The sequence below is a fragment of the Halobacteriovorax sp. YZS-3-1 genome, assembly GCF_047084945.1.
Classification (GTDB): Bacteria; Bdellovibrionota; Bacteriovoracia; order Bacteriovoracales; family Bacteriovoracaceae; genus Halobacteriovorax_A; species Halobacteriovorax_A vibrionivorans.
Map to the genome: position 1 here is coordinate 659,575 of NZ_JBKIYI010000001.1, position 24,712 is coordinate 684,286.

Here is a 24,712-nt window from a genome sequence, read left to right on the forward strand (position 1 = left end):
CGGACTGAAATATTAACTCTATGAAACTAGGATTTTTATGAAAAATTGGGCCTGTTGTCAAGCATTTAGACGCAATTACACGCAGCTTTTTGAGGATTTTTTGCCTAGCTCCTGTCATAGTGAGTCATTTGCTCATAAAGATATTTCAAAAGCCGAAAAGTTAGGATGACGGAGGTATCAGATGCAATCTGTAAGTAATGAAAAATACACGTATTATCAATTTGCTAAGGAGCAATCGCTTCCTATTTACATCAGATTGAGGGTTGCTGAGTTTGATCCGGAGGTTGTAGGCTTCTTACAGGTAATGAACTTTACGGAATTAAGTGAGAAAGAAGGGGAGTCTGCACAGCAGACTATAGCAACGAGTCAGATGGCGAAGGTTTTAACGATAGATGAGGCCACTCCAATGGTTGCCTCGCAAATTCGTTCAAACTTCCAAGATGATAAGTATGGAATGGAAAGTATTGTCCAAAAACCTGGATATAATGTTTATCGATATAAGAATATGGCGATGATTGTTCTCTCACTCGCATCAAATGAATGGCTAATGGGAACATTCCCTGAATTTGGTCACACAAATAAAGAATATGAGTGTCGAGTCGTAATTAACCGCTACTTATCTTGGGCCCTTGCCCCAATGGGGATTGCTGGGTTCTGGGGAAGAAAACTTAAGGAAGGAATCGTTCTTGGACGCATGAATGAAGTAAAGGGTGAAGTTGTATTTATTGATGTAAGAAACAGAACCTTATTTTCTAAGAGAGAAGGCGTAAGTCTTAAAAACTCTGAAGTATTTATCAAAATTGACCCTCTTCATAAATCATCACCAGCTAGAATGAGATTTGAAGATGCACAGGCCTTCTTGGCCATACATTCATCTTACTTTGGCGCCAATGGAATGCCGCTAGCAATTCGCCAAGTAGTGGCCACTATAGCTAAGAATTTTCACAGCTATAAATTTGCTATTTCGGATCTTTCCCAGGAGTTGAATTAGCCTTAAGTAATTGGGTTAGAAAATTATTTGGATTTTCAGATTCATCTTTTCCAATCATATGAATATAGATTGGAAAGCATGTTATGGTACAAGCTCCTGAATAGGTTACTCTTTTATTTTCCTCGTCTTTCCAAATGTAAACAGAGGTTCCATCGCGATTAAGGAATTGGTCTTGTTTTCCATAACGGTTAATTAATGACTGATGAAATGTATTGTGAAGAAAGTAATTTGGTAGTCGAGCATAGAAGTCTAAGACAGTATTATCCGAGTTTTTTATATGAACAAAAACAGGAAAGAAATAGTTCTGATGTCTAATTTGTATTTCATAAGTTTTTACTAATTCGCCATTATTGATAAGTCTCATGGCCTTATATTCTTTTTGAATATCCGATAGTTTTTGTCCGGGATGAAACGGCTTAAATTTATCAAAGGTAAAATTATAATTTGGTTCTTCAACCTTAGCTTTTGCCGTATTGATAAATATGCAAAATGATAAGAGAATATATGAACTAGTTAATAATTTTTTTAGAGTTTTTTTGAACATACGTTATTTTAAACGATTTAGATTTTTATATTTAAAAGGGGAATTTAATGCAACCAGCAGCAAAGAAGGAAGCGCAGAAGATCGGTATTGCGATGGTTTTAGGTCTAGTTCTAGGGCTAGTGCTACATTATTTTGGGAAAGGAGCTTATGTTCAATATATTGCTCCAATTGGTGATGCCTTTATTGGCCTACTAAAAATGGTTATTGTCCCATTAGTTTTCTCTTCTATCTTTATGGCCATGTATCACCTTGGGACTCCGGAGTCTCTTGGAAGAATGGGAGTAAGGGCCGTTGCTTATTATTTCTTCACAACTTGTATCGCCGTATTATTCGGGATCATTTTTGTTAATATTATCAACCCTGGAATCGGAGCAGATTTAGGCTCAGCAGGTGTTCAAGGATTATCAGAAGCGATGCAATCAAAGGTTGCAGGAAATTCTGGAGGTTGGGCTTCGCTTTTTGCTTCTATAAAAGAAGTTCTCTTAGGTGCAATTCCAACAAATCCATTTGGTGCATTTGCTGAAGGTAATATTCTACAAGTAATTGTCTTTTCAATCCTAATGGGAATGACAGCTTTATTTATTCCTAAAAAGAGTGAGCCTTTTGTTAAATTTGTAGGTGCATTAGAAGAGCTTGCAAATAAACTTACAATGGGAGTAATGAAATTAGCTCCTTACGGTATCTTTGTTCTAATGACTGGAGTACTTGCAAAGTCTGGAACAAGTGCGATTGTCTCACTATCAAAGTATATGCTTACAGTTATTCTAGGTCTTCTATGCCATGGAATCTTTCTACTTATTGTCGGAAGTATCCGTGGAAAGATGTCACCTTTAGAAGTCTTAAAGGGAATTGGTCCAGCAATTGTTACGGCCTTCTCAACTGCATCGTCAGCGGCTACTTTACCGATTACAATGATGAATGTTGAGGAAAACTTAGGGGTCGATAAAGACACTGCTAAGTTCGTGTTACCACTAGGAGCGACAATAAATATGGACGGAACTGCGCTATATGAGTCAGTTGCGGCAATCTTCATTGCACAGGCCTATGGTATTGAATTAGGGATAACTCATCAAATAATTATCTTTATGACTGCATCTTTGGCCGCAATTGGTGCAGCTGCGATTCCTGGCGCAGGGCTTATTACGATGTCGATCGTTTTATCGGCCGTAGGACTGCCTATTGAGGGGATTGGGCTTATTTTAGCAGTTGATAGAGTACTGGACATGTTCAGAACAGCTGTGAACGTTTTTGGGGATGCTATGGGGACAGTAGTTGTTGACTCGATGCTTAGGAAAAACTCATAGGTAAAATATAAGTTATTGATTTTAGTAGAGCTCTTAACTCGAAAAAATCTTTTCCTCGTTGACTCAGACACCACAATTTGAAAAAATATTAGGGCCCCATTTTTGGGGCCCTTTTTCGTAAAGAGAGAATTGAACACATATAAGGAAGATCAATGAGAAAAAACGGATTGTTGTTACTGGTTCTAGGCCAACTACTTTTTTCGTGCATCAGTACAGAAAAAGACGTTCCAAGTCCAAAAGAGATTACGGAGTCATTTAGTACTGAAGATGAGAATCTCGATGGTGCTGATTTCTCTGAAGAAAAGATCATTGCTCGAACTGCAAAACATGGTGCAGAGTTTTCTAGTGATCAAATTGTTGGTTCTGCTGTTATTGAGCACCCTGCAAATCACGAAATCAAAACTTATTTCTTATATGGTGCTGAGCACTTAAATCTTGAAAATAATTATTTTGATATTCCTGTTGTTTATAATGCCGCTGTTAAGAAGTGGATTAAATATTTCACAGGAAGAGGACGAGGCTTCTTTCAAAGATATTCAGGAAGGGCCGGAAGATATGCGCCGATCCTCTCTAAAGTTCTAAAAGACAATGGACTTCCACAGGACTTAATCTTTTTAGCAATGGCCGAATCAGGATTTCAAACAAAAGCAAAGTCTTGGGCAAAAGCAGTTGGCCCATGGCAGTTCATGCCATATACAGGTCGTCGTTATGGCCTTGAGGTAAATTGGTATGTTGATGAAAGAAGAGACCCAATTAAGTCTTCAATCGCAGCATCAAAATACTTAAAAAAATTATATAAGCAATTTGGTTCTTGGGAGCTTGCCGCTGCATCTTATAATGCAGGTGAAGGTAAGATGGGTAGAGCAATAAGAAGATATCGAACAAAAAACTTTTGGAAGATCAGAAGAGGTCGATACCTAAAGCCTGAGACAAAGAATTATGTTCCAAAAATTATGGCATTGGCCATTATCGGTAAAAACTTAAAGTCATTTGGCTTTGAAGAAATTGATTGGCATGAGCCTCTTGATTTTCAAGAAATCCAAGTTCCTGGCGGAGCGGATTTATTTAAAATTGCAAAAGACTTAAATGTAGAATTTGATGATCTTCATTATTTAAATCCAGAAATTCAAAGATGGTTTACACCACCAACGCATGAAACATATACGCTTCGAGTTCCTGTTGGAAAAAGAGATGCATGGGCAGATTGTTGTTCAGTTAAAAAAGAAGAGTATATTGCTTCACAAGAAGTCTTTCAAAAGTATCGTGTAAGAGGTCGTAAAACTCGTCTTGATGATGTAGCAAGAAAGTTTAAAATCAAAGATAAGAAGGTTCTTACTTGGCTAAATGATAATTACAAGTCTCACCGCTCTCGTGTTCCAAGAGGAACTTATGTGACTCTTCCATTTAGAATCGGGCAAAGTAAGAAAGATAATATGTATGCGGACCTATATGATAAACCTCGTAAGTCTGTCATTCGTAAAAGAAAATATCGTAACCGTATCCGTGTCGCTAAGAGACGTGGGAAAAAGATCAGTAATCCATCACAATTCTACACTGTGAAAAGAGGAGATTCTCTCTGGTCTGTTTCTCGTAAAACGGGAGTTAGCCTTGATACACTAATTGTCTCTAACCTAAAAATCATTAAGAAGAGACAAATTCGTGCAGGTGACCGCCTAGTGATTCGCTAATTTCAAAAAATGTAAGAAAAAAATAGTAAAACATATTGAAACCACGCTCTAATGCGTGGTTTCGCTATTTTAATTCTAAAAAAAATAAGCTATTGTATTCCTCACGAACACAACACACGTATACACGAGGAAATTCAAACTATGGCCTATAGCGATATTTTAAAGCTTAAAAAAGTCGAAGTTAAAAACGAAGAAAAGGTATTCATTAAAAATCTCATTGTTGGTAATGATATTTTTGCAATGGATCTCTTTGACCATCTCTATAAAAAGGACTCAACTTCAGTGAAATTATTAACTGAAGAAGAAGTTACTGAAGATAATTTTAAAGTCATGGGACCGTCTCTTGTAAGAGGCGAAAATAATATTTCAGTCCTGCGTGATCTTGGGATTATTGAAGAAGCTAATCCATTGAGCTCATGCTTTTATAAGGACTCTAAGTTTCATGATTTTGGTTCACGTACAAAGCCAATGCCTCTTTTATGGGGAGAAGAAAGTTATATTGATGAACATATTAAAGTTGGTCCAACTGATCTTCTTCCATCACTCAATAGTGAAGGGCTTTTAGAGCGTATTCGCGAAAATAGTTATAGCTTAAGAATTAAAGAAATCTATCGTACAACTCCTGAAGAGTTAATCGATCAGGCCCATTGGAAAGTGTACTTAACGAACGGTTTAATTATTGAATGTGAGAACCTTTATTGGGGAGAGTCTCCTGCCATCTTCTTAGACTTGTTTAAGGATAAGAAAACTCTTTCTACTGAGTTTATCGAGTTTTGCGAAAGTACTAAAACACCTTGTTCTCTATATGTTCACCTTGATCTTGAAGAGAAGATTACTGATGATGAAAAGACATACTTTTTTCCACTTTCATTCACACATGAATGGGGACATTTCATTGGTGAGATTGGTGAAGCAGAAAGCGAAGGATATGCTCAAACAGCTAAATTTGTTACTTTCATCGATAAAGAAGAGAGTACAGAAGAAGATATTTCTAAAAAAATCAATCTTCTGAAAAAAAACTTGGCCAAAAATTTCGACGCTTTTGATGTAAATAAGTCAAAAGAGCGCGTCATCCTAAGAGATTATTCTTATAGTCCAGAAATTGACGATTCTAAGATCGCACAAGAGTCTTTAAACGAAGATCATTTAATTTTCTTTAGCTTTAACGCACCTCTTAGGCAGTCTGCAGTGAAGAATGAAACATTCGTAGATTCCTGGATGTCGTCAAAATTCCTTGCAAGAGGCCTTGCAGTGCAATCAAAAATAAAATAAAAAAAACCTATAAACACCCCGTAAATGCTAATTCTTATGCAATTTCGGGGTGTTGACATTCATCTCAACTGCCTTGAAAATTTAATAACTAACATTTTTTATCAGTGTCTCTTCATATAAAGACGACACACGGATTTTTTTTACTCACTCAAGGAGAGGAATATGAAAAAGGTATTTTTAGGAGCAGCTACGCTAGCACTTTTAAGTACAAGCGCTTACGCAACTAAAGCAAGACTACTTGCTCTTGGTGACGAAGTTGAAGACAACTACTACACAATGGATGATCGTTACATTTTCACTAACGCTTCATACGTAAATAACTATGGTGACATGGTTGTATTAGAATATGGAGAAGAAGGGGTTGGTTCAGGATCATCAACTCTTGATACAGATGGTGACCCTAAACCAATGGGTGGATTCTTTAAAAAGATGGGTAAATTCACATACGGTGTTTACTTAGGAAACGAGTCAAATGTTTCAACTTCTTTAAGAATTATTTCATCAACTCCAACTGCTACAGCTAACTACCTAGCATCAGCAGATAACCAAATTGATCTTTTCATTGCTGGTCAAGCTGGTGTTAACTGGGGTGCTTCATTTACTTATGCATCATCAGAAAGAAATGTTGTTGGTCTAGATGGTTCAACAAATAATGAAATGGATGATTCAGCTATGGCAATTAGACTTGGTGCTAATAAAGATAACTGGGAAGGTTATGCGAATATCTCTCTTCAGTCTGAATCAGAAAACAAAACAACTGGTAACAAGTTTGATGGAACTTTAGGTGTACAAGTTGGTGGTTCTTATACTTTTAATCAAGATACAAAAGTATACGGTACTTATAAAACTTTTTCTTGGGATCAAACAAGACTTACTAACGAAGAAGAAGGTGAATTCTCTCGCTTAGAAGTTGGTGCTGGTAAAGAATACAAAATTGATGGTGGAATGGTTTTCGCAAGAACAGCTTTCCAAATGCTAAATGTAGAAGTAGATGCTGCTTCAGGTAAGGCGTCATTAGATACAATCAATCTTCCAGTAGTAATTGGTGCTGAAGCAAAAGCAACTGATTGGTTAACTCTAAGAGGTTCTGTAACTCAATCTATTTACTCAAACGCAGATTCAAAAGATCTTTCAAATGCAATCCTTGGTGGAGCAAGTAATACTCTAGGTGCTGCAGTTATGGCAAATTACTATGGTTCTTTCACAAATGGTGAAACTTCATTTGAAAATACTACAAGAGTTGCTGTAGGTGCTACTTTAACTTACAAGACTGTTAATGTTGATGTTTACACTGGATCAAACGGTGAAGACACAGATTCAAGAGTTGCAATGAAGTACAACTTCTAATTTGAATTTAAACAAATGATTAAGAAGGCCGTGGATGCAAAAACCACGGCCTTTATAAAAAAATTAAAAAAAAATTGCACAGGAAAACAAAAACGGTATAATTTAATAAATTAATTTTTCAAACGAACTAGATTACTAGTTAGAATAAAAACAAAACAAGGAGTAAGTTTTGAAAAAAATGACAGGTATTATCGCAATGGCAGTTCTTTCTTCTGCAGCATTTGCAAACACAATCGTTCCAGAAACTTCACGTGATGGAAAAACTAAAAACTCTTCAGCTATCGCTGTTACTCAAGAAATGAGAACTTTCGTTGCTGGTGAGTACAACATGACAACAAATGAAGCAGATACTTCTGGTTCAGTTGAAACAGAAACAACTAACATGAATGTTTATGGTGGTTGGGCAAACAAAATGATCTCTGTAGAAGCAGACCTTAACATGGCAAATGAAGAGCAAGGTACTACAACTGATACAGATACAAATGACTATGGTTTCAAAGCTGGTTATAGAATCAATAAAGAAATCGCTTTAGGTCTTGGTTACACAATGGGTAACGAAGAAGATAAAGCAGGGACTGAAACAGATACTTCAAGACTTGAGCTTGCTGGTTCATACAACATGGGTGATCTAGTTCTTGGTCTTTCTTTTGGTATCAACTCTTATGAGCAAGGTACAACTGATGGTTCATTCAATAACCTAATTGTTGGTGTTGGTTCAAACGCAAACAATATGTCTTGGGAAGCAGGTCTTGATTACACAATGGAAGAAGATGAAGATCTAAATGTTGGATCAAGATTTAAACTTTTTGCAGGTATGACAAAAGTTGTAAACAACATCGAACTTGATGGTGATCTTTCTTATACAACTGGTGATAACCAAGCAGTTGCTACTGGTAACAATGATTACTCTAACCTAGATCTTAGATTTGATGCTGAATTCCTAGTAGGGAAAATGTTCTATGTAACTCCAGGTCTTTCTTACTCATCTGAAGATGAAGCTGGAACAGAAACAACTGATCTAGCTCTTTCTGCTGACTTTGGTTACAGAGCGAACAAAATCGACGCTACTTTTGGTATTGATTACTCACTATCAAACGAAGTTGATAACGGTACAACTACAACTGACTATGACAACATGGCATGGAAAGTTAACGTAGCTTACCTATTCTAATTTAATCTTTTAAATTTTGAATATATGGGAAGGGAGACTTAGGTCTCCCTTTCTTATTTGTATGTATCCATAATATCCCTAAAGAATATCTTAACTTTCTAGTTCAAGTCCTTTGTATATAATTAAATGTATTTCATCTAAGGAGTACAAAGTGAAAAAGTCATGGACGTTACTTGCGGCATTAATCTACTCGTCAGCATTTGCTAATACAATTGTTCCTGAGGCTTCACGGGATGGTAAAACATTAAATCGCTCAGCATTAGCGGTAGCTTTTGATAAGAGAAACTTTGTGGGAGCACAAGCCTATGATGGAGATTATCTAGGGGAGAATGTTCAGCTCTTTGGCGGTGCTTATGTTGATGAGTTCTCATTTGAAGCCAAAGTTGATTTCGATGATGTCTTTTTTGATAATGACTTTTATGATGTTAAAGCAGGCTATCGTTTTAGTGAAAAGATGGCCTTAGCAATTGGAGCTTCAGCAAGTGACTTTATAGATGATCCTTCTGTTGAAGTTGGCCTATCAACGATTTCTAAAAATTTAATTATTGCAGGCTCTCTAACTGCTAACTTTAGAGATAATGCAGATGACAACTTCACTTTAACTGCTGGTTTAGGTCAGGATGATGAAGAACTAAGTTGGGAAGCAGGTATTCATTATGATCTTAATGATAACGAAGATGATTTACTCAGCATATTTGCAGGAACAACCAAAGTTGTAAACAATGTCGAACTCGACGGTGATATCGAAATCAAAACAAGGGATGAGTTTACAGAACTATATGTAAACTTTGATGCAGAATTACTCATTCAAAAAGAATTTTATGTAACTCCAGGAGTTTTCTTTAATTATAGGGAAGTCGGAAATAATGACGATGACTACTTAGGAATGTCTGGTGATTTCGGTTATAGAGCTAACCAAATCGATGCTACTGCAGGACTCGATTATGTTATCTCTGATAACGATAGACGTGATGGCCTACAGTGGAGAATTAACGCTGCATATTTCTTCTAATACATTTATTTTCTTCAGTTCTTTACGTATAATTTAACCATTGTTTTAATTGAGTTAACTTAAGGAGTAAGTTTTGAAGAGAGTTTTCAAACTGAGTGCAATAGCAGCACTATCACTATCAGCTTATGCAAATATTTTAATGCCAGAGATTTCTAGAGATGGAAAAACTAGAAATACATCAGTTATGGCCGTATCTCAGTCAACACGAACATTTGCCTATGGTGACTATAATTCAACTACATTTGAAGATGATGCATCTAATGAAGTCGATGTTGCTATTTCAGAGATCTATGGTGGTTTTAGTAACGGTAAGTTTAGTATGGAACTAGGCTACAATATGCAAAAGTATGAATCATCAACTTCTGATCTTGATTATGTTGATTTATCAATTCTTGCTGGATTTAGAGCTAATGACAAATTAACAATTGGTTTTGGATTAATTTCTGATGAGCTAACGAGTACAACGGATGATACTGCTCTAACGATCGGTGGAACACTTCTTGTAAACGGTACAGTACTCGGTGGGACAATTACGAAACATAATATCGATGCGATTACCGCAGAAGGATCATACCTTGAATTAACAGGTGCCTTTGGAGCGGCCAAGAATGACTTAAGTTGGGAGACAGGAATCGTTTATAAGACTGAAGGAGAAGATGATGTAATCGTCGGAAGTCGTCTTAGAGTATTTGGAAATACAACTTATATCACTGGATTATGGGAGTTTGATGGATCTCTTTATTACGAATACGGAGATAATCAAAGAGATGTGACTACAGATAATGATTATACTGAGATCTATGCTAGTTTTGATGCTGAATACTTAGTAAATCCAACTTTCTATATTACACCAGGATTTGAATATTATTCAATCGATCGTCCTCAAACATCAGCTGATTATAAAACGATGGCACTGAATACAGACTTTGGATACCGTAATGGTAAGGGCCTAGATGCCACATTTGGCCTTGGTTATATCGTTTCAGGAGAAATGAGTGGAGAAGATATTGACGGACTTGGTTTCAATATTAACGTAGGTCACGTTTTCTAATTGAATAAAAATATGTATTATTGAAGATAGATAGGGGAGACAGTAGTCTCCCCTTATTTTTTTGGGGGATATTTTGAAATATATTTTTATTCTAAGTGCACTATTAATAATGGCCCTTCAAACAGAGGCGAATTTCTTCTTACCTGAAATGTCTCGTGATGGAAAAACTCTTAATTCATCAGTCTTGGCCGTCTCTAGAGATTCTCGAAGCTTTGCTGGATTAACATATGATTATAGCGACCTTAAAGAGGATGGTGGAAGTAATACTGATTACGATATAACTACGCCAGGTGCTTTTGGTTCTTTTTCAACAAGTGACTTCTCAGCTCAATTAGAAACGCAGTTTGCAAAGTCTGAATTAGGAGTTACTCAATCAAGTAGTGATCTTTCATCTTTATTATTAGGTTATCGTTTAAGTAATAAAATGACTCTTGGACTCGGATATCTGCAAGATGAGTATGAACTGGGCGTTGATGCTAAGAAAGTAGAAGCTGGTGGAACTCTTATGTTTGATGGAGTTGTATTCGGAGGCTCTATTGCATACCGTGAAGTTGATGAAACAAGCTTAGATGGTGGATATTTTATTCTTACGGCAGGTATGGGACAAAAAGAAAAGAACGATATCGTTGAAGCCGGAGTCCAGTTGATGACTGAAGGCTCTGATGATCTTACAAGAGGTAAACGTTTTTCTATCTTTAGTAATATGACTAAGTTAATTGGAAGTGTTGAAGTAGATGGAAGCTTTAAGTTTGGTTTTGGAAATTATTTTAAAGATGATGGTAATACGACAGATGGAAATAATTACACTTCTTTAGAGTTTGAAATTGAAGCAGAATTCTTAGTATCGAATAACTTCTATTTAACACCTGGACTAGCGTATGATTCTAGTAACGCGCCAGGTACTTCAGAAGATACTTCGTTAGTAAAAATTGGAAATGATTTTGGTTATCGCAGAGATAATTTAGATGCTACCTTGGCCGTGGATTATATCTTTGTAAGCGAGAAGAATGATATTGATTACGATGGTTTAGGACTTGGTCTAAATATCGCCTACTTATTTTAACAAGTATAAAATAATAAAAATTAAGATTGGGGAGGCTATGCCTCCCTTTTTTTATGCCTTAAGATGGAATTAATATCTTAAGGAAGGATTATGAGTAAAAAGATTTTAAGTTTTTTAGTTCTTACGCAATTAAGTGTTTTCGCTAATCGCGTTATGCCAGAAGTCTCAAAAGATATGAAAACTCGTAATTCTTCATCCATGGCGGTGGCAAACGAAAGACGCTCATATCTTGATGTGGCCACATTTGGTTATGATGCTGAAATTGAAGGAATTGATGATCTAGACTCATCTGACTTTGATATTAATGGAGCTTTCGCTAATAGGTGGCTTTCTGTTGAATTCGGATATAGTGAAAATGCAAGCTTTGGAGAAACAGAACCTATACTTACTGAAGTTGGTTATCGTCGAGAGGCAACATTGCTCTTAGGCTTTAGGCCTATTGATATGTTCTCTTTTGGTTTGGGCTATCGAAATTTAGAAAATGATTCAAACCTAGGTAATAAGAAAAACTTTAATCGTTACGAAGTTGAGGCATCCACTACTTTTAATTATGAAAGAATCGTTTTTGCAGGTGCTTACAAATACGTTAAGCCTAGATCAGATCAACATGGTTATTATTCTGATATAACGTTTGGAACAGGCTATTTAGATGAAGTTCTCTCTTTTGAAGCTGGAATAAGTTTTAAAACTAAGAGCCTTGAACTTTCTCGTGGTGATCGTATGGAAGTTTTTATTGGTGGAACAAGACGTTTTCACAATATGGAATTTGATACTGATTTGGAGTATGAATATGGTGATGGAGGTTATGAAAGTGGAGACTATAATCGCTATGATTTCTCTTTTGACTTCGAATATTTAATAACGAAATTCATTTATCTAACACCTGGTTTTCGAATACAAAAGATCGAGTTAAATAATGCTGAGGTATCAAGCCAGCTGTTAAGTTTTGATTTTGGCTATCGTGAAGATGGCCTTGATGTAACTTTTGGATTTGAGAAGTTGATTAGTGGAGACATCATCATCTCTGGAAATTCAAATGATATCGACTTATTTAAATTTACAGTTGATGCAGGTTACGCTTTCTAATAAGAGATATTTCTTAATGCTTCATAAGCTACTGCTGTAGCAACATTAGAAAGGTTTAGTGATCTAACATGTTCTGAGAACATTGGAAGACAAAATAGGCGATTGGGGAAAGTTTCAAAGATATGCTTTGGTAATCCCTTTGTTTCAGAACCAAAAACAAGATAACACCCTTTAGTATAACCACGTCCATAGAAGTGATTTTTTTTTGCTGTCTTTGTATAGAAGAAGAGGTCTTCATCTTTAGGGGACTCTTTTTGGTAGAACTCATCCCAGTTTTCATATTCAGCAACATCAACATGCTTCCAATAATCAAGTCCAGCTCGTCTAACTGCTTTTTCAGATAGATCAAAGCCATAGGGCTTAATTAAAACAAGTCTTGCTCCAAGGGCAATACATGTGCGCCCAATACTCCCGGTATTACCGGGAATATCAGGCGCGTATAGAACAATATTAAAAATTGCGTCTTTACTCACTTTAAATTCTTAGTTCTGCTTTAGGAATTCAACTAGTGATCTTACGATTACACCAGATGCACCTTTAGATGGACAGTATGGTAGGTGAGATTGAGAATCACCAACACCTGCGATATCAAGGTGTGCCCAAGCTACATCGTTCTTAATGAACTCTTGAAGGAAAGCTGCTGCTTTTGCAGTTCCACCAAAACGTGATCCACCAATATTTTTAAGATCTGAAATTGTTCCTTTCATATCTTTTTGCCATTCTGGGATAATTGGAAGTTGCCACATATATTCATCAGCTGACTTAGATGCTTTTAGAAGATTATTTGCTAATTTGTCATCGTTAGACATTAGACCACAAACTTCTGTTCCTAGAGCAACTAGACAAGCACCTGTAAGAGTTGCAGCATCAATTAGTGCATCTGGCTTAAGGTCACATGCATAGTCTAGACAGTCTGCCATAACTAAACGGCCTTCAGCATCTGTATTTAAAATTTCAACTGTTTTACCATTTCTTGCTTTTACAATTGCATCTGGCATCGTTGCTTTTGAGTTTACAGCATTATCAGTCATACCAAGGATACAAGTGATTTTTACTGGAAGCTTCATAAGTGCAGCAGCTCTGAATGCAGCAAATACTGTTGCAGAACCGGCCATATCAAACTTCATATTCATCATTGATCCACCTGGCTTAAGTGAATATCCACCAGTATCAAAAACAAGTCCTTTACCAACGAAAGCGATATGCTTCGTGTTTTTAGTAGTTTTTGATGGAGTGTAAGTTAGGTGTACAAGTTGAGCATCGTAAGCAGAACCATCATTTACAGAGAGGAATAAGTTCATATTCTCTTTTTGTAGTTCTTTTCTACCCATGATTTTACATTTTACACCTGGGATATCTTTTACATCTTTTTGAACCATTTTTGCATATGCTGTAGAGCGAAGAACATTTGGTGGCTCGTTTACAAAGTCACGTGCAACGTTAACTGATTCAGCTACATGCTGAGCGTCTTTGATTGCTTTTTGGAAAGCTTTTTTCTTAGTTCCCTTATCTGCTGAATCAAGAATAACTTCTTCTAATTTTGCAGACTCTGACTTTGAAAGATACTTATCAAATTTATAAGCAGTCATCTCAAATGCTTCAACAAGAATTGCTAGAGATTCTTCTTTTTTAGATTTAAAAGTGAAAGTATCAAATGCAACAGCTACTTTCTTATATTTTGAAACTGCTTTGTATGCTTTTGCTAATTCTTTTCTAATGTCTTCTGTTGTAACTTTTGTTTTGTCACCAAGGCCAATAACTAGAACATCACTTCCATAATGGTTGAATGAATAAGTTGAACCTTTTGATCCTGTGTAATCAGCTGAACTATTCATTGATTCAAAAGTCGCTTTTAGCTCTTTTGGCCAACCTGTTAGAACAACAGTTGATACATCTTTTTTACCTTTAGTTTCTGTTTTTGAGTAAGCACCGATAACATAACAATCAGCACTTGAAACTTCTTTAGTGTTTAAATTCAAAGTGAATTTCATATTTGCTCCTTAAAGGGGTTTCAAAGTGAATTAAGAGGGTATAAACTAACAGTAAGTATACAAAAAGACAAAGAATGACAATAGTCGGCAAGGGTGTTCATGAATCAGTTTGCTCGCATTAAAGACCTAATTCCAAATAAGATATTTCAAAGATATCTTGCGTCAAACTTTATTGTCCCTTTTGCAATGAGTCTAACATTCTTTGTGGCCTTCCTTTTAACAACCCAACTATTTAGATTTATGAGAGTTGTAACTAAGAAAGGCGTAAGTATAATGCAGTTTATGGAGATCTTGGGCCACATCTCTATGAGTTTTATTCCAATGGCCACTCCTTTATCAATCCTATTTGCCATGATCTACACACTCAATAAATTAAGTGAAGATAGTGAGATTGTTGCATTAAGATCGATGGGAATAAATAAGCATCGAATATTCTTTCCTTATTTTATTATCTCTATTCTCATAGCTTGTTCCGTTGTCGTATTAAATACGAATTTAGTACCGACCTCTAAGAAGATCTTTAGAAATGAGTTTCGTCAACTTGGCTCAAAGGGTGTTCTGACAGACATTAAGAAGGAGCAGTTCTTTACAGATATTCCAGGAGTTATTCTCTTTGCTGAAGATGTGCAAGACGATGGGAAGATATTAGATGGTGTCTTTCTTAAAATCACTTCTAATAAAGATGTTGATAAGCTTATTATGGCAAAAAAGGGAATTTTAAATAAGCCAAAGTCTGATGCTGCTCAATCGATGAATATTCAATTTGATTTCTATGATGGAAGTATTGTCACCTTAGATAAAGATGGTAATGAAGTCGAAAAGATTCTATTTGAAAAATATGAATATCCAATTGTTTCAAGCTTTTCGGTTAAGTCAGTGAATAAAGCAAGTATGATGTCTTCAACAGAACTTAGAAGACATCTTCGTAAGCTAAAGAATAAGCGCAATAAGACAGAGAATAAGAGAGCTCGTAATAATCTCTCAAGTGACTTAAGAAAGGGCTATATTGAGTACTGGGGACGCTTCACTGTTCCGATTCAATGTGTGGTCTTTGCTCTATTAGGTTTCGTCTTTGGAGTTAAGAAAGGGCGTGGTGCAACTAAGAATACTAGTGCTATGGCCTTATTTATTACGATTTTTTACTATGGCCTATATTTTTCAGGTATTTCATTGGCCAAGAAATCAGATGTGGCCATTCCATTTATTCTATTCACACCTGCTATTATCACAGCATTTATAGGAATGAGATTTTATAAAAAGCTAGATTGGAATTCTTAGGAGAGTTAATGAAAAAGCCTGAAGATTACTCTTCAGACTTCTTTTGAGCTTCAATATATTCTTTAGATGTTTGAAATGATCCGTCTTTATTAAATATGAATAGTGGTAGCTTATATTCTTTTGCAATTTCTACAGGAAAAACTAAACTTTTTACACCTGAACGAGATGTCATACCAAGTAGATCATTATTATAAAATACGTGCATAGCATTGATATTCCCAAGTCTAACAATCACGCGTTGGCCTTTTATAAAAACATATCTACCTTCTTTAAGTGTAAATGCTTTTATAGGCTCATCATCTTTTTTGTAAACAACCCAAGAATCACCTGAAGTTGATCTCAAAAAGACATTTTGCATATCGTCTTCGTAAGAGTTTCTTATGTTTTCAGGAATTAACTCATTTCTTTCTTCATCTGAAATTTCTTTAAATCCAAAAAGAGGAGAAGGTAAGTTGTAGAAGTTTATTTCTTTTGGCGCTTCTTCTTTTTTCTCAGTCGTTTTTTCTTCTTCTGGGACCTTTGTTTCAACAGCAGCAACTTCTTCTTTCTCTTCAACATTAGCTTCAACGGCCGCAGTCTCTTCTTGAGCAACTTGAGTTTCTTCTTGAGGAGTTTCTTCTACCGGCGGCTCTTGTGTTGTTTCAATTGCCTTAGTTTTAAGGACAACTTCTTTGGAAGTATCTTGAGAATCGACCTCTTTACTCTTATTGATATTGATATAGATAAAAATACCAATTGAAATTAAACCAACGAGACTAATAACTTTATATTTTAATGAGTCAGAGAACTCAAAACTCTTTGGTTTTAAGTCTTGTTTCCTTTCAACTTGTGCTTGAGGAAAGTCTTCTGCTTCTAATTGTTGTTTACTACTACTTGATGATTGGCCATATAATTCTTCAAGAAGATTAATGGCCTTATTTTCGTCGATATCATAAGTCTTAGAAAGAGTTTTAACAAAGCCACGTACGTACGCAATATTTGGTAGACGATTAACATCATCAGCTTCTAGTGCAGAAAGGTTTGTGATATTAATACGTGTATGACTTGAGACAGCTTCAATTCCTAGCTTCTTCTCTTCTCTGGCTTTTTTGAGATAAGAGCCTAAAGTATCTCTATTCATCTCTTCATTTGTCTGGGCTTCTTTTGCAACATCCTGTTCCATATAACGCCTTTTTAAAGATTGTTATTCTTATTTTTCTTTGAATAATAGATTTTTTTCATTAATTTATTTTTAAATTTTAAACTTCTCTTGGCGTATTGTGTGCGAGGGAATGCTTCAATAATGTGATTAAATTCAGCAATTGCTTTCTCTTCTTCACCTAGTGTTTGATAAACTTTTCCTAACTCAAAATATGCTGCTGGTTGGTCTTTACACTTTCCAGTCTTAGCAATATTAAAGTTTTTAATTGCTTCAGCAATCTTACCTTCTTCATGTAACAGAATACCTAGTTGATAAGGGGCAGGACAATAGTCTAGTGTGTAGCCCAGTACTTCTTTTAGGTAATCCTTGGCCTTTTGCTTATTTCCTCTTTTAAGTTCAATTAATGAAAGGTTGTACTTAACTCTGTATGTGTAGCGATAGACTAGATCTTTTAAAACTTCCTTGTATTGCTTCTCAGCTAAATCAATCTTTCCTTCTTTAAAATAGATTGAAGCAAGATTATTTCTTGCATCAGAATTTTTTGGATCAATTTCAATTGCTTTAAGAATTAATCTCTTTGCCTTTTCTGGACGATCTTTGAAGAAGTAGGCTAGTCCAAGGTTGTTAAGAGTTTTGGTATCATTTGGTTTTAATTGATTGGCATTTTCTAAAGCTTCTAATGCTTGAGAGTATTCCTGATCAATCATTTTTTGAGTTCCATATGTATAAAAAAGTTCTGCTTTTTTATCTGAATTATCTTTTTGTCCTGATGAACATGAAGTCATCAGAAAAACTAAACTAATTACAATGAAAAGTAGGGAATTTCTTTTTCTCATAAATACGCCAAATGTTAATAGTTATCGTGGTTAGACTACTTTAATTGTAATTGTTTTAACGATTCTTTACAACGTTAATCTAAGAACTTACAAAGCTTTCCTATGTTTAAAAATATTAACCGATTCAAAGTGTCGGGTACCTGGGAAAAAGTCAAATAGATGGGCCTCTTGGACATCATATTCTGCTAAAATTTTTGCAGTATCTCGAGCAAGAGTTTGATTGTTACAGCTTACGTAAATGATATATTTTGGTTTAAATAACTTAGTGTATTCATCGATATTCTTCAGGCCACTTCTGGGAGGGTCTATTACTAAGAGATCGACCTCTTCAACATTCAATTTCTTTAACTGTTCTATTGCTGATGAGTTGTAAATATCAACTTCATGATATTCTTGAGTCTTTTGGTTTTGAAGCATTATATACTTAGCTGGTGTTGCATCAATAACAATACTTCTATGGTTTAGTGATTTTGTTAAATTACCATTTCCACCAAATAGATCGACAGTTGTTGAGTTCGAGTCTGTAAACTGTCTCATGTGCCCTTCAATAAGATCGAGAAGTCTCTGATTCATTGGTGGATTAACTTGTAAGAATCCTTGAGCAGAATATCTTGAGTCATATGTTTTTAAGACTTTACCATCTCTTTCAAAAATTTCGACATGCCCTTTGGGTCTATTTGCTTCTTTTTGCCAATTTTCTTTAAGAGAGAATAGGGCATTGTTTACATTTTCATTGGCCATGAGACATTTTTCAATAGAGATGATTTTAGTATTGTCCTCATTGAAAAAACCTAGCGAATTAGTCTTCTTATTATAGTGAAGTTGAATACGATTACGATATTCATACCTTTCACTTGCCTTATGAACCTTGAGAAATTGAGATAAATCAATCTTATACTGACGTGAAAAATTATCCAGGAATGCTTGTCTTTTAAATTCTAGTTCATCGTCGTAACTAGTGTGTAGGAAGTGACATCCACCACATTCGTTGAAATAGGGACACTTGGATTCTTCTCTAATTGGAGAAGCTTTATCAATATGCTTTAGCTTTGCAAATTGAATATTCTTTTTTGCTTTATAGACTTCAGCGACACCCTCTTCATTGGGGAGGCATTTTTGAATAAAAGTTATTTTGTCTTCGAGTTTTGAAACACCTTGTCCAATAGAGTCGATATGTTCGACTTTAAAATTCACATCAAACTTTTGAAACTTGAGTGATTTGTTGGGTTTCGTTCTTTTCTTCATAGGAAAATATGTCTCAATCTGCTATAAGTATCAACTTAGCTAAATTAGTAATATTATTAAATAATATGGCATCATTATTACAAAAATTGTCATTCTTGTTTGAACTTTTTTTTAATGGAAGTTTTATCCTCTTATACACCTTATATAGTAATAAGAAGATACCGGCTACTTGGAATCAAAAGTTTATCACTAACACTCTAGACCTCATGGTCTGGGTTGTTCCTATTGCTATTGCTCTTACTGTTTTAAAAAATATTATTGAATCAAAAAACGGAGAGGACTTCTTTAGGCGCTACGTCTTCTCCCTTTTAGTTTTCATTCCCTGTTTAATTACATGGGGAGATGTTGAGTTTACATATTTACTCGCAAGTGCTCACTTGCTATCAACAATTTTATCTTTATATGATGATGGGGGAGAACAGGCCCCTCGGGTTTATGCTAATCGCTTTGAAGCAATAAAGAATAAGATAAAACTAACGTCTGCCCAGTGGGTTCTCTTTACCTTTGGTGGAGTTATCTTAGTTGGTACATTCTTATTAATGCTTCCAATGGCCGCTGCTGATGGTAATTCGATTAGTTTTGTCGATGCGCTATTTACGGCAACTTCAGCTACTTGTGTTACGGGACTGGCCACTCTTAGTACTAAAACAAGCTTTAGTATGTTTGGGCAGTTTATAATTCTAGGACTCATTCAAATTGGTGGTCTATCCATCATGACTTTATATTCTTCTATGGCCATCGTGCTAGGGCGATCTTTAAAAATGAAGGATCGTATCATCATGCAAGACCTTTTAGATGTTTCATCTTTAGAAGAACTTGTGGCCATGATTATTAGTATTGTTAAATACACATTCATTATCGAATTATGGGGTGCCATCATTTTAACGATTGGTTTCACATTTGAAGGATTTGAATTTGGAGATGCTTTATATAATGGGTTTTTCCACAGTATTTCGGCATTTTGTAATGCTGGATTTGCTCTCTTTGATAACTCATTAGAAAATTATGCAACGAATCCTCTTATCCATGGGACGATTTCAATCTTGATTACCTTAGGTGGGATTGGATTTATTGCACTAAAGGAACTTAAACAAGTTGTGACTCGAGAAAAGACAATTGTCCGTCTTGGAATGCACACAAAAGTTGTTCTAATTACTTCTTTTGCCTTAACTGTTGGTGGTGCTATCTTTATTTTCTTTGGAGAATTCCTTGGAGCACTAGATGGTTACAATCTTTGGGAAAAAATCCAGATTGCAACTTTCCAGTCTGTGACATTAAGAACTGCTGGATTTAATACAATTCCACTAACAAACTTACATTCATATACAATATATATGATGGCCATGTTTATGTTCATTGGTGGATCGCCTGGTTCAACTGCTGGTGGGGTTAAGACCACAACTCTTGCAATTCTTGTTCAATCAATTATATCGACACTTAAAGGTGATAAGAACGTTATGATGTTTGATCGTAAGATTGCTGGTCCAGTTGTTGTTCGTGCAACGGCCCTGATGTTTATATCAATTGTTGTATCAACAGCTTTCATCTTTATTATGATGAAAATTGAACCAAACCAAAACTTCTTACCTTTATTTTTTGAAGTACTAAGTGCTGGTGGGACAGTCGGGCTTACTTTAGGTGTTACACCGTTTTTAACAATGGCAGGGAAATTGGCAATTTCATTTCTCATGCTAATTGGACGTATTGGTCCATTAACATTAATTTTAGCAATTGGTGAAAGACAGAAATACTCAGGTAAATTAGACTATCCTGACGGAAGAATAATGATTGGTTAAAATAGAATTTATTAGAATAAAGGAATATACATGCTAGTAGCTGTAATTGGGCTAGGAACATTCGGAGCAAAAACTGCTGTTGGTCTTTTTGAAAAAGGCGCAGAAGTTATTGCAATTGATAAGAATGATGAATTAGTTGATAAGATTAAAGACCGTACAACTCACGCTGTTTCACTTGATGTAACAGACGAAAGATCTCTACGTTCAGTAAATATTTCCGATGTTGATACAGCGGTAGTTGCCATTGGGGATAATATTCAAATGTCAATTATGGCCGTAACAATGCTTCGTAAACTGGGTGTTGGTCGAGTTATTGCTCGTGCCACTTCAAAACTACATGAGCACGTTTTGCATGAAATTGGGGCCTCTGAAATTATTAAGGTTGAAGAGGAGATGGGGGAGATTGTCGCTTCAAAAATCATCGCACCTCACGTTCTTCAACGTTATAACTTTGCTGCTGGTTATTCTATTGTCGAACTTAAGTTAGGAAAGAAATTTGAAGGAAAGACACTTGTTGAAAGTAAGATTCGTCAGAATTACTCACTCAATATTGTCGCTCTTCAAAAGAAAGTTCCATATATCACTGAAGACGGTAAGTCTGCTTATCGTATGGAGATTAACGATTGTCCGATGCCGATGGATATTATCGAGTCAGATGACATCGTTGTTCTGGTAGGTAGTGAGAAGAATTTTAATAAGCTTTTTGCGGATTTAGAAGACGCATAAAGGGGAATAATTTTGAATTTATCATTAAGAAACCGAGTCGCAACAAGTTTCTCATTGGCCGCAGCAGTGGTCATACTTCTTGCGTTTATCGTGTTCTATCATTTAAATAATTTGAATAAAGAGATTGAATCAATTACTGATCGCTCTAATAAAGTAACACTTATTACTGATGAGGTTAGAATTTCTGCGGTTCAAATATTAAAAAATCAACGAAGAATTCTAACGAAGAAGCCGACACCAGAGATGGTGGAAAGAATTTTAAACCTTTGTGAATCATTTACTTCGCAACTGCAAAGACTTGATGCTCACTACGATGAGCCAGAGGTGAAGAAGATCATTGGTCAGATGTTATCTTATACTGACTCATTGAAGGTTATCTTAAGTAAAGCTTCATTATTTCATCGAAATAATATTGGTATGACCTCTATTGGGGAGCTGGCCGATAAAATTCTAGATGCATTTTCTGAGTTTCAAGATATTCAATATTATCAAAATGTAGAAAGAGAAGAGAAGATCAAAAGTATCATCAACGAGACAAAGCGTAAGATGATGATTACTTTAATTATTGCTTTTCTTTGGACAATTATTTTAGGTCTGGTCATCCCAGGAAAGATCGCCTTACCGTTTAAGAAAATTAAGGATGCAATTCGAGAGCTACAGGATTGTAACTTTGATGTTTCCATTTATTATTCTCAAGACGATGAAATTGGTGAGATTGCTCAAGAGATGAATAAAATGATTCACTCATTCAAAAAGTTTGAAGAATTAAGAGCAGATAAGATTGTCGTTGAAAATAGAAAGTTTGATGTTTTGGCCAATATGGTTAAAAGGCCAGTTCTCTTAGCAAATGCAAAAGGGGAGCTGATGTATATGAATAATCAGATTTATCAACTCCTACAAGTTCAGTCTGAGGATACGATTGGTAAGGTTATGACTGATTCGATTATTCCACAGTGCATTATTGAAACTTATGAACTTGCCATTAAGCGTCGATCGAAGATTGAAAACCAAGAGATTAAGATTGCTAAACGTGATGAAACTAAAAAATCAGATAAAGAAGTTGGTGATAAGATTTCAGTAAAGGTTGATATCGAAGGTGATGAAGCAGATGCTGCTGAGCAAAGTGAAGAAGTCGAAGAAGTTATTGAATACGTTTACGAAGGTTATGCTTCTGTAATACCTATTCGTGGACGCGAGTCGTCACTAGATTATTACCTTATGGTTATGACTAAAGAGGTTCAGGCATCATAAAATTTATGACGCCTGGGCCCAAAACCCCTCTAATATAATAGTTATCCTTAAAAATCTATGCTATGATTCGTGGAATTTAGCGGAGTTATAGTTACAATGATCGATAGTAAATTTATTAGAAACTTTTCTATTATTGCCCATATTGACCACGGGAAGTCGACCCTTGCGGATCGTTTAATTGAAAAGACAGGTTCCATTACTGACAGAGAAAAGTCAGATCGAATTCTTGATAATATGGAGCTTGAAAAAGAGCGTGGTATTACAATTAAGGCCCAAACGGTTCGTCTTAATTATGTAGCTCGCGATGGTCAAACTTACTATCTGAATATCATCGATACTCCAGGTCACGTTGACTTCTCTTATGAAGTATCGCGCTCACTTGCATCATGTGATGGTGCACTTCTTGTCGTGGATGCATCTCAAGGTGTAGAAGCACAAACACTTGCAAATGTTTATATGGCCATTGAAAATGATCTCGAGATCATGCCTGTTCTTAATAAGATCGATCTTCCTCACGCAGATGCTGACCGTGTAAAGCAGGAGATTGAAGACGTTGTTGGGATCGAAGCTTTAGAAGCAGATGAAGTATCTGCTAAGTCAGGTCTTGGTGTAGAGGACTTACTAGAGTCAATTGTTGCAAAAATCCCTTCTCCAAAAGGGAATCCAGATGCACCACTTCAGGGACTGATCTTTGATTCATGGTTTGATCCATATCAAGGAGTTATCTTCTTGCTAAGAGTTGTTGAAGGAAAACTTTCAAAGAAAGATAAAATTTATCTGAAAAATTCAGATCAAGAATATGAAGTCTTAAAGCTTGCTGTTAACACACCATTTTTCACTGAGGTAAAAGAGCTGGGTGCTGGTGAAGTAGGTATGGTTATCTGTGGTATTAAGAACATCCGTGACGTAAAGGTTGGAGATACTGTTGTTAATGCCAAAGCGAAAGATACGCCAAGTTTAGGTGGATACGAAGAAGTAAAACCAATGGTTTTCTGTGGTATTTTCCCTGTTGATTCAACTGATTATGAAATTTTAAAAGATGCACTTGAGAAGCTTGCCCTTAATGATTCATCTTTCACATATGAGCCTGAAACTTCTCAGGCCCTAGGTTTTGGTTTCCGTTGTGGATTCCTTGGCCTTCTTCACATGAATATTATTCAAGAAAGATTAGAGCGTGAGTTTAGTTTAAATCTAATTTCAACTGCACCTTCTGTGTCTTATAAAGTAAAAATGCTTGATGGTGAAATTGTTGACGTTGAAAACCCATCAACAATGCCTGAGCCAGGAACTTTTGAAGAAATTACTGAGCCAATGGTTTCAATCGCTATTCACGTACCAAATGAGTTTGTTGGAAAAATTATTCGTCTATGTGAAGAGAAGCGTGGAATTCAAACTGATATGAAATATATCACTGAAGAGAGAGTTCAAGTTACTTATGATCTTCCTTTAAGTGAGATGGTTTACGACTTCTACGATAAACTAAAAAGTTATACTAAAGGTTATGCTTCAATGGATTACGAGTTTAAGGACTATGCTGCCTCTAAGCTTGTAAAAGTTGATGTTCTTCTAAATGGTGAGAAAGTCGATGCACTATCAATCATTTGTCACCAAGATAATGCTTACTACAAAGGACGTGATCTAGTTGGGCGTCTAAGAAAAATCATTGATCGTCAGCAGTTTGATATTGCCATACAGGCAGCTATTGGTGCTAAAATTGTTGCTCGTGAAACGGTTAAAGCTCTTCGTAAGAACGTTCTTGCAAAATGTTATGGTGGTGACGTTTCAAGAAAGAGAAAACTTTTAGAGAAACAGAAAGAAGGGAAAAAGAGAATGAAGATGGTAGGTTCTGTTGAAGTACCTCAAGAAGCATTCCTTGCTGTTCTTTCAACTGATGAAGATGCTGGTGGGAAAAAATAAAA

The 24,712-nt window shown here is 35.7% G+C and carries 21 protein-coding genes; 15 read left to right on the top strand and 6 right to left on the bottom strand.

Annotated elements, in window-relative coordinates; genetic code table 11:
* The first annotated feature begins 181 nt into the window (after window positions 1-181).
* On the top strand, window positions 182-991 hold the full coding sequence (locus ACMAZI_RS03205) for a hypothetical protein (RefSeq protein ID WP_412473782.1): 810 nt from the start codon (window positions 182-184) through the stop codon (window positions 989-991).
* Here the strand turns inward: ACMAZI_RS03205 and ACMAZI_RS03210 are convergent.
* A complete protein-coding gene (locus ACMAZI_RS03210; protein ID WP_412473781.1) occupies window positions 960-1,535 on the bottom strand; it encodes a hypothetical protein in 576 nt (191 codons plus the stop codon). The genes ACMAZI_RS03205 and ACMAZI_RS03210 overlap by 32 nt on opposite strands.
* A 47-nt stretch (window positions 1,536-1,582) precedes the next feature.
* Here ACMAZI_RS03210 and ACMAZI_RS03215 point away from each other — a divergent pair, with 47 nt between their 5' ends.
* The 9 genes from ACMAZI_RS03215 to ACMAZI_RS03255 all read left to right on the top strand — a co-directional run bounded on the left by ACMAZI_RS03215 (window position 1,583) and on the right by ACMAZI_RS03255 (window position 12,529).
* A complete protein-coding gene (locus ACMAZI_RS03215; protein WP_120405403.1) occupies window positions 1,583-2,839 on the top strand; it encodes a dicarboxylate/amino acid:cation symporter in 1,257 nt (418 codons plus the stop codon).
* Window positions 2,840-2,991: 152 nt separating this feature from the next.
* The gene (locus tag ACMAZI_RS03220; RefSeq protein WP_412473780.1) at window positions 2,992-4,527 is read left to right on the top strand and encodes a transglycosylase SLT domain-containing protein; all 1,536 of its coding nucleotides are present in this window, start codon (window positions 2,992-2,994) and stop codon (window positions 4,525-4,527) included.
* Between the two features lie 141 nt (window positions 4,528-4,668).
* On the top strand, window positions 4,669-5,799 hold the full coding sequence (locus ACMAZI_RS03225; RefSeq protein WP_120405401.1) for a hypothetical protein: 1,131 nt from the start codon (window positions 4,669-4,671) through the stop codon (window positions 5,797-5,799).
* A gap of 162 nt (window positions 5,800-5,961) precedes the next feature.
* Window positions 5,962-7,146, top strand: coding sequence for a hypothetical protein (locus ACMAZI_RS03230; protein WP_412473779.1), 1,185 nt, complete (start codon window positions 5,962-5,964; stop codon window positions 7,144-7,146).
* Window positions 7,147-7,315: 169 nt separating this feature from the next.
* A complete protein-coding gene (locus ACMAZI_RS03235; RefSeq protein WP_412473778.1) occupies window positions 7,316-8,317 on the top strand; it encodes a hypothetical protein in 1,002 nt (333 codons plus the stop codon).
* A 151-nt stretch (window positions 8,318-8,468) separates the two neighbouring features.
* Window positions 8,469-9,329 (top strand): hypothetical protein, encoded by an 861-nt coding sequence (locus ACMAZI_RS03240; protein ID WP_412473777.1) that lies wholly within the window; start codon window positions 8,469-8,471, stop codon window positions 9,327-9,329.
* 73 nt (window positions 9,330-9,402) lie between these two features.
* Window positions 9,403-10,380, top strand: a complete 978-nt coding sequence (locus ACMAZI_RS03245; protein ID WP_412473776.1) for a hypothetical protein — start codon at window positions 9,403-9,405, stop codon at window positions 10,378-10,380.
* A 73-nt stretch (window positions 10,381-10,453) separates the two neighbouring features.
* Window positions 10,454-11,443: a hypothetical protein gene (locus ACMAZI_RS03250; protein WP_412473775.1), complete on the top strand. Its 990-nt coding sequence runs from the start codon at window positions 10,454-10,456 to the stop codon at window positions 11,441-11,443.
* 90 nt (window positions 11,444-11,533) lie between these two features.
* Window positions 11,534-12,529, top strand: coding sequence for a hypothetical protein (locus tag ACMAZI_RS03255; protein ID WP_412473774.1), 996 nt, complete (start codon window positions 11,534-11,536; stop codon window positions 12,527-12,529).
* On the opposite strand, the gene ACMAZI_RS03260 is transcribed toward ACMAZI_RS03255, so the two are convergent.
* Window positions 12,526-13,002: a tRNA (cytidine(34)-2'-O)-methyltransferase gene (locus ACMAZI_RS03260; RefSeq protein ID WP_412473773.1), complete on the bottom strand. Its 477-nt coding sequence runs from the start codon at window positions 13,000-13,002 to the stop codon at window positions 12,526-12,528. The genes ACMAZI_RS03255 and ACMAZI_RS03260 overlap by 4 nt on opposite strands.
* A 9-nt stretch (window positions 13,003-13,011) precedes the next feature.
* Window positions 13,012-14,520, bottom strand: coding sequence for a leucyl aminopeptidase (locus ACMAZI_RS03265; RefSeq protein WP_120405393.1), 1,509 nt, complete (start codon window positions 14,518-14,520; stop codon window positions 13,012-13,014).
* A gap of 99 nt (window positions 14,521-14,619) precedes the next feature.
* Here ACMAZI_RS03265 and ACMAZI_RS03270 point away from each other — a divergent pair, with 99 nt between their 5' ends.
* Entirely contained in the window at window positions 14,620-15,798 is a 1,179-nt protein-coding gene (locus ACMAZI_RS03270; protein ID WP_334678010.1) for an LptF/LptG family permease, read from the top strand.
* 25 nt (window positions 15,799-15,823) lie between these two features.
* Here the strand turns inward: ACMAZI_RS03270 and ACMAZI_RS03275 are convergent, their stop codons facing one another.
* The 3 genes from ACMAZI_RS03275 to ACMAZI_RS03285 form a co-directional block, all read right to left on the bottom strand.
* Entirely contained in the window at window positions 15,824-16,960 is a 1,137-nt protein-coding gene (locus ACMAZI_RS03275; RefSeq protein ID WP_114705613.1) for a helix-turn-helix domain-containing protein, read from the bottom strand.
* A gap of 11 nt (window positions 16,961-16,971) precedes the next feature.
* Window positions 16,972-17,775, bottom strand: coding sequence for a tetratricopeptide repeat protein (locus ACMAZI_RS03280; RefSeq protein WP_114705612.1), 804 nt, complete (start codon window positions 17,773-17,775; stop codon window positions 16,972-16,974).
* A gap of 87 nt (window positions 17,776-17,862) precedes the next feature.
* On the bottom strand, window positions 17,863-19,020 hold the full coding sequence (locus ACMAZI_RS03285) for a class I SAM-dependent RNA methyltransferase (protein ID WP_412473772.1): 1,158 nt from the start codon (window positions 19,018-19,020) through the stop codon (window positions 17,863-17,865).
* Between the two features lie 65 nt (window positions 19,021-19,085).
* Between ACMAZI_RS03285 and ACMAZI_RS03290 the strand changes: the two genes are divergently transcribed.
* From ACMAZI_RS03290 to lepA, 4 genes are all read left to right on the top strand, one after another.
* On the top strand, window positions 19,086-20,816 hold the full coding sequence (locus ACMAZI_RS03290; RefSeq protein WP_158536751.1) for a TrkH family potassium uptake protein: 1,731 nt from the start codon (window positions 19,086-19,088) through the stop codon (window positions 20,814-20,816).
* A gap of 30 nt (window positions 20,817-20,846) precedes the next feature.
* Window positions 20,847-21,542 (top strand): potassium channel family protein, encoded by a 696-nt coding sequence (locus tag ACMAZI_RS03295; RefSeq protein WP_114705609.1) that lies wholly within the window; start codon window positions 20,847-20,849, stop codon window positions 21,540-21,542.
* Window positions 21,543-21,554: 12 nt separating this feature from the next.
* On the top strand, window positions 21,555-22,793 hold the full coding sequence (locus ACMAZI_RS03300) for a HAMP domain-containing protein (RefSeq protein WP_114705608.1): 1,239 nt from the start codon (window positions 21,555-21,557) through the stop codon (window positions 22,791-22,793).
* A gap of 96 nt (window positions 22,794-22,889) precedes the next feature.
* Window positions 22,890-24,710 carry a translation elongation factor 4 gene (gene lepA / locus ACMAZI_RS03305; protein ID WP_133296895.1) on the top strand — a complete coding sequence of 607 codons (1,821 nt, stop codon included), beginning with the start codon at window positions 22,890-22,892 and terminating at the stop codon, window positions 24,708-24,710.
* Window positions 24,711-24,712: the final 2 nt, after the last annotated feature.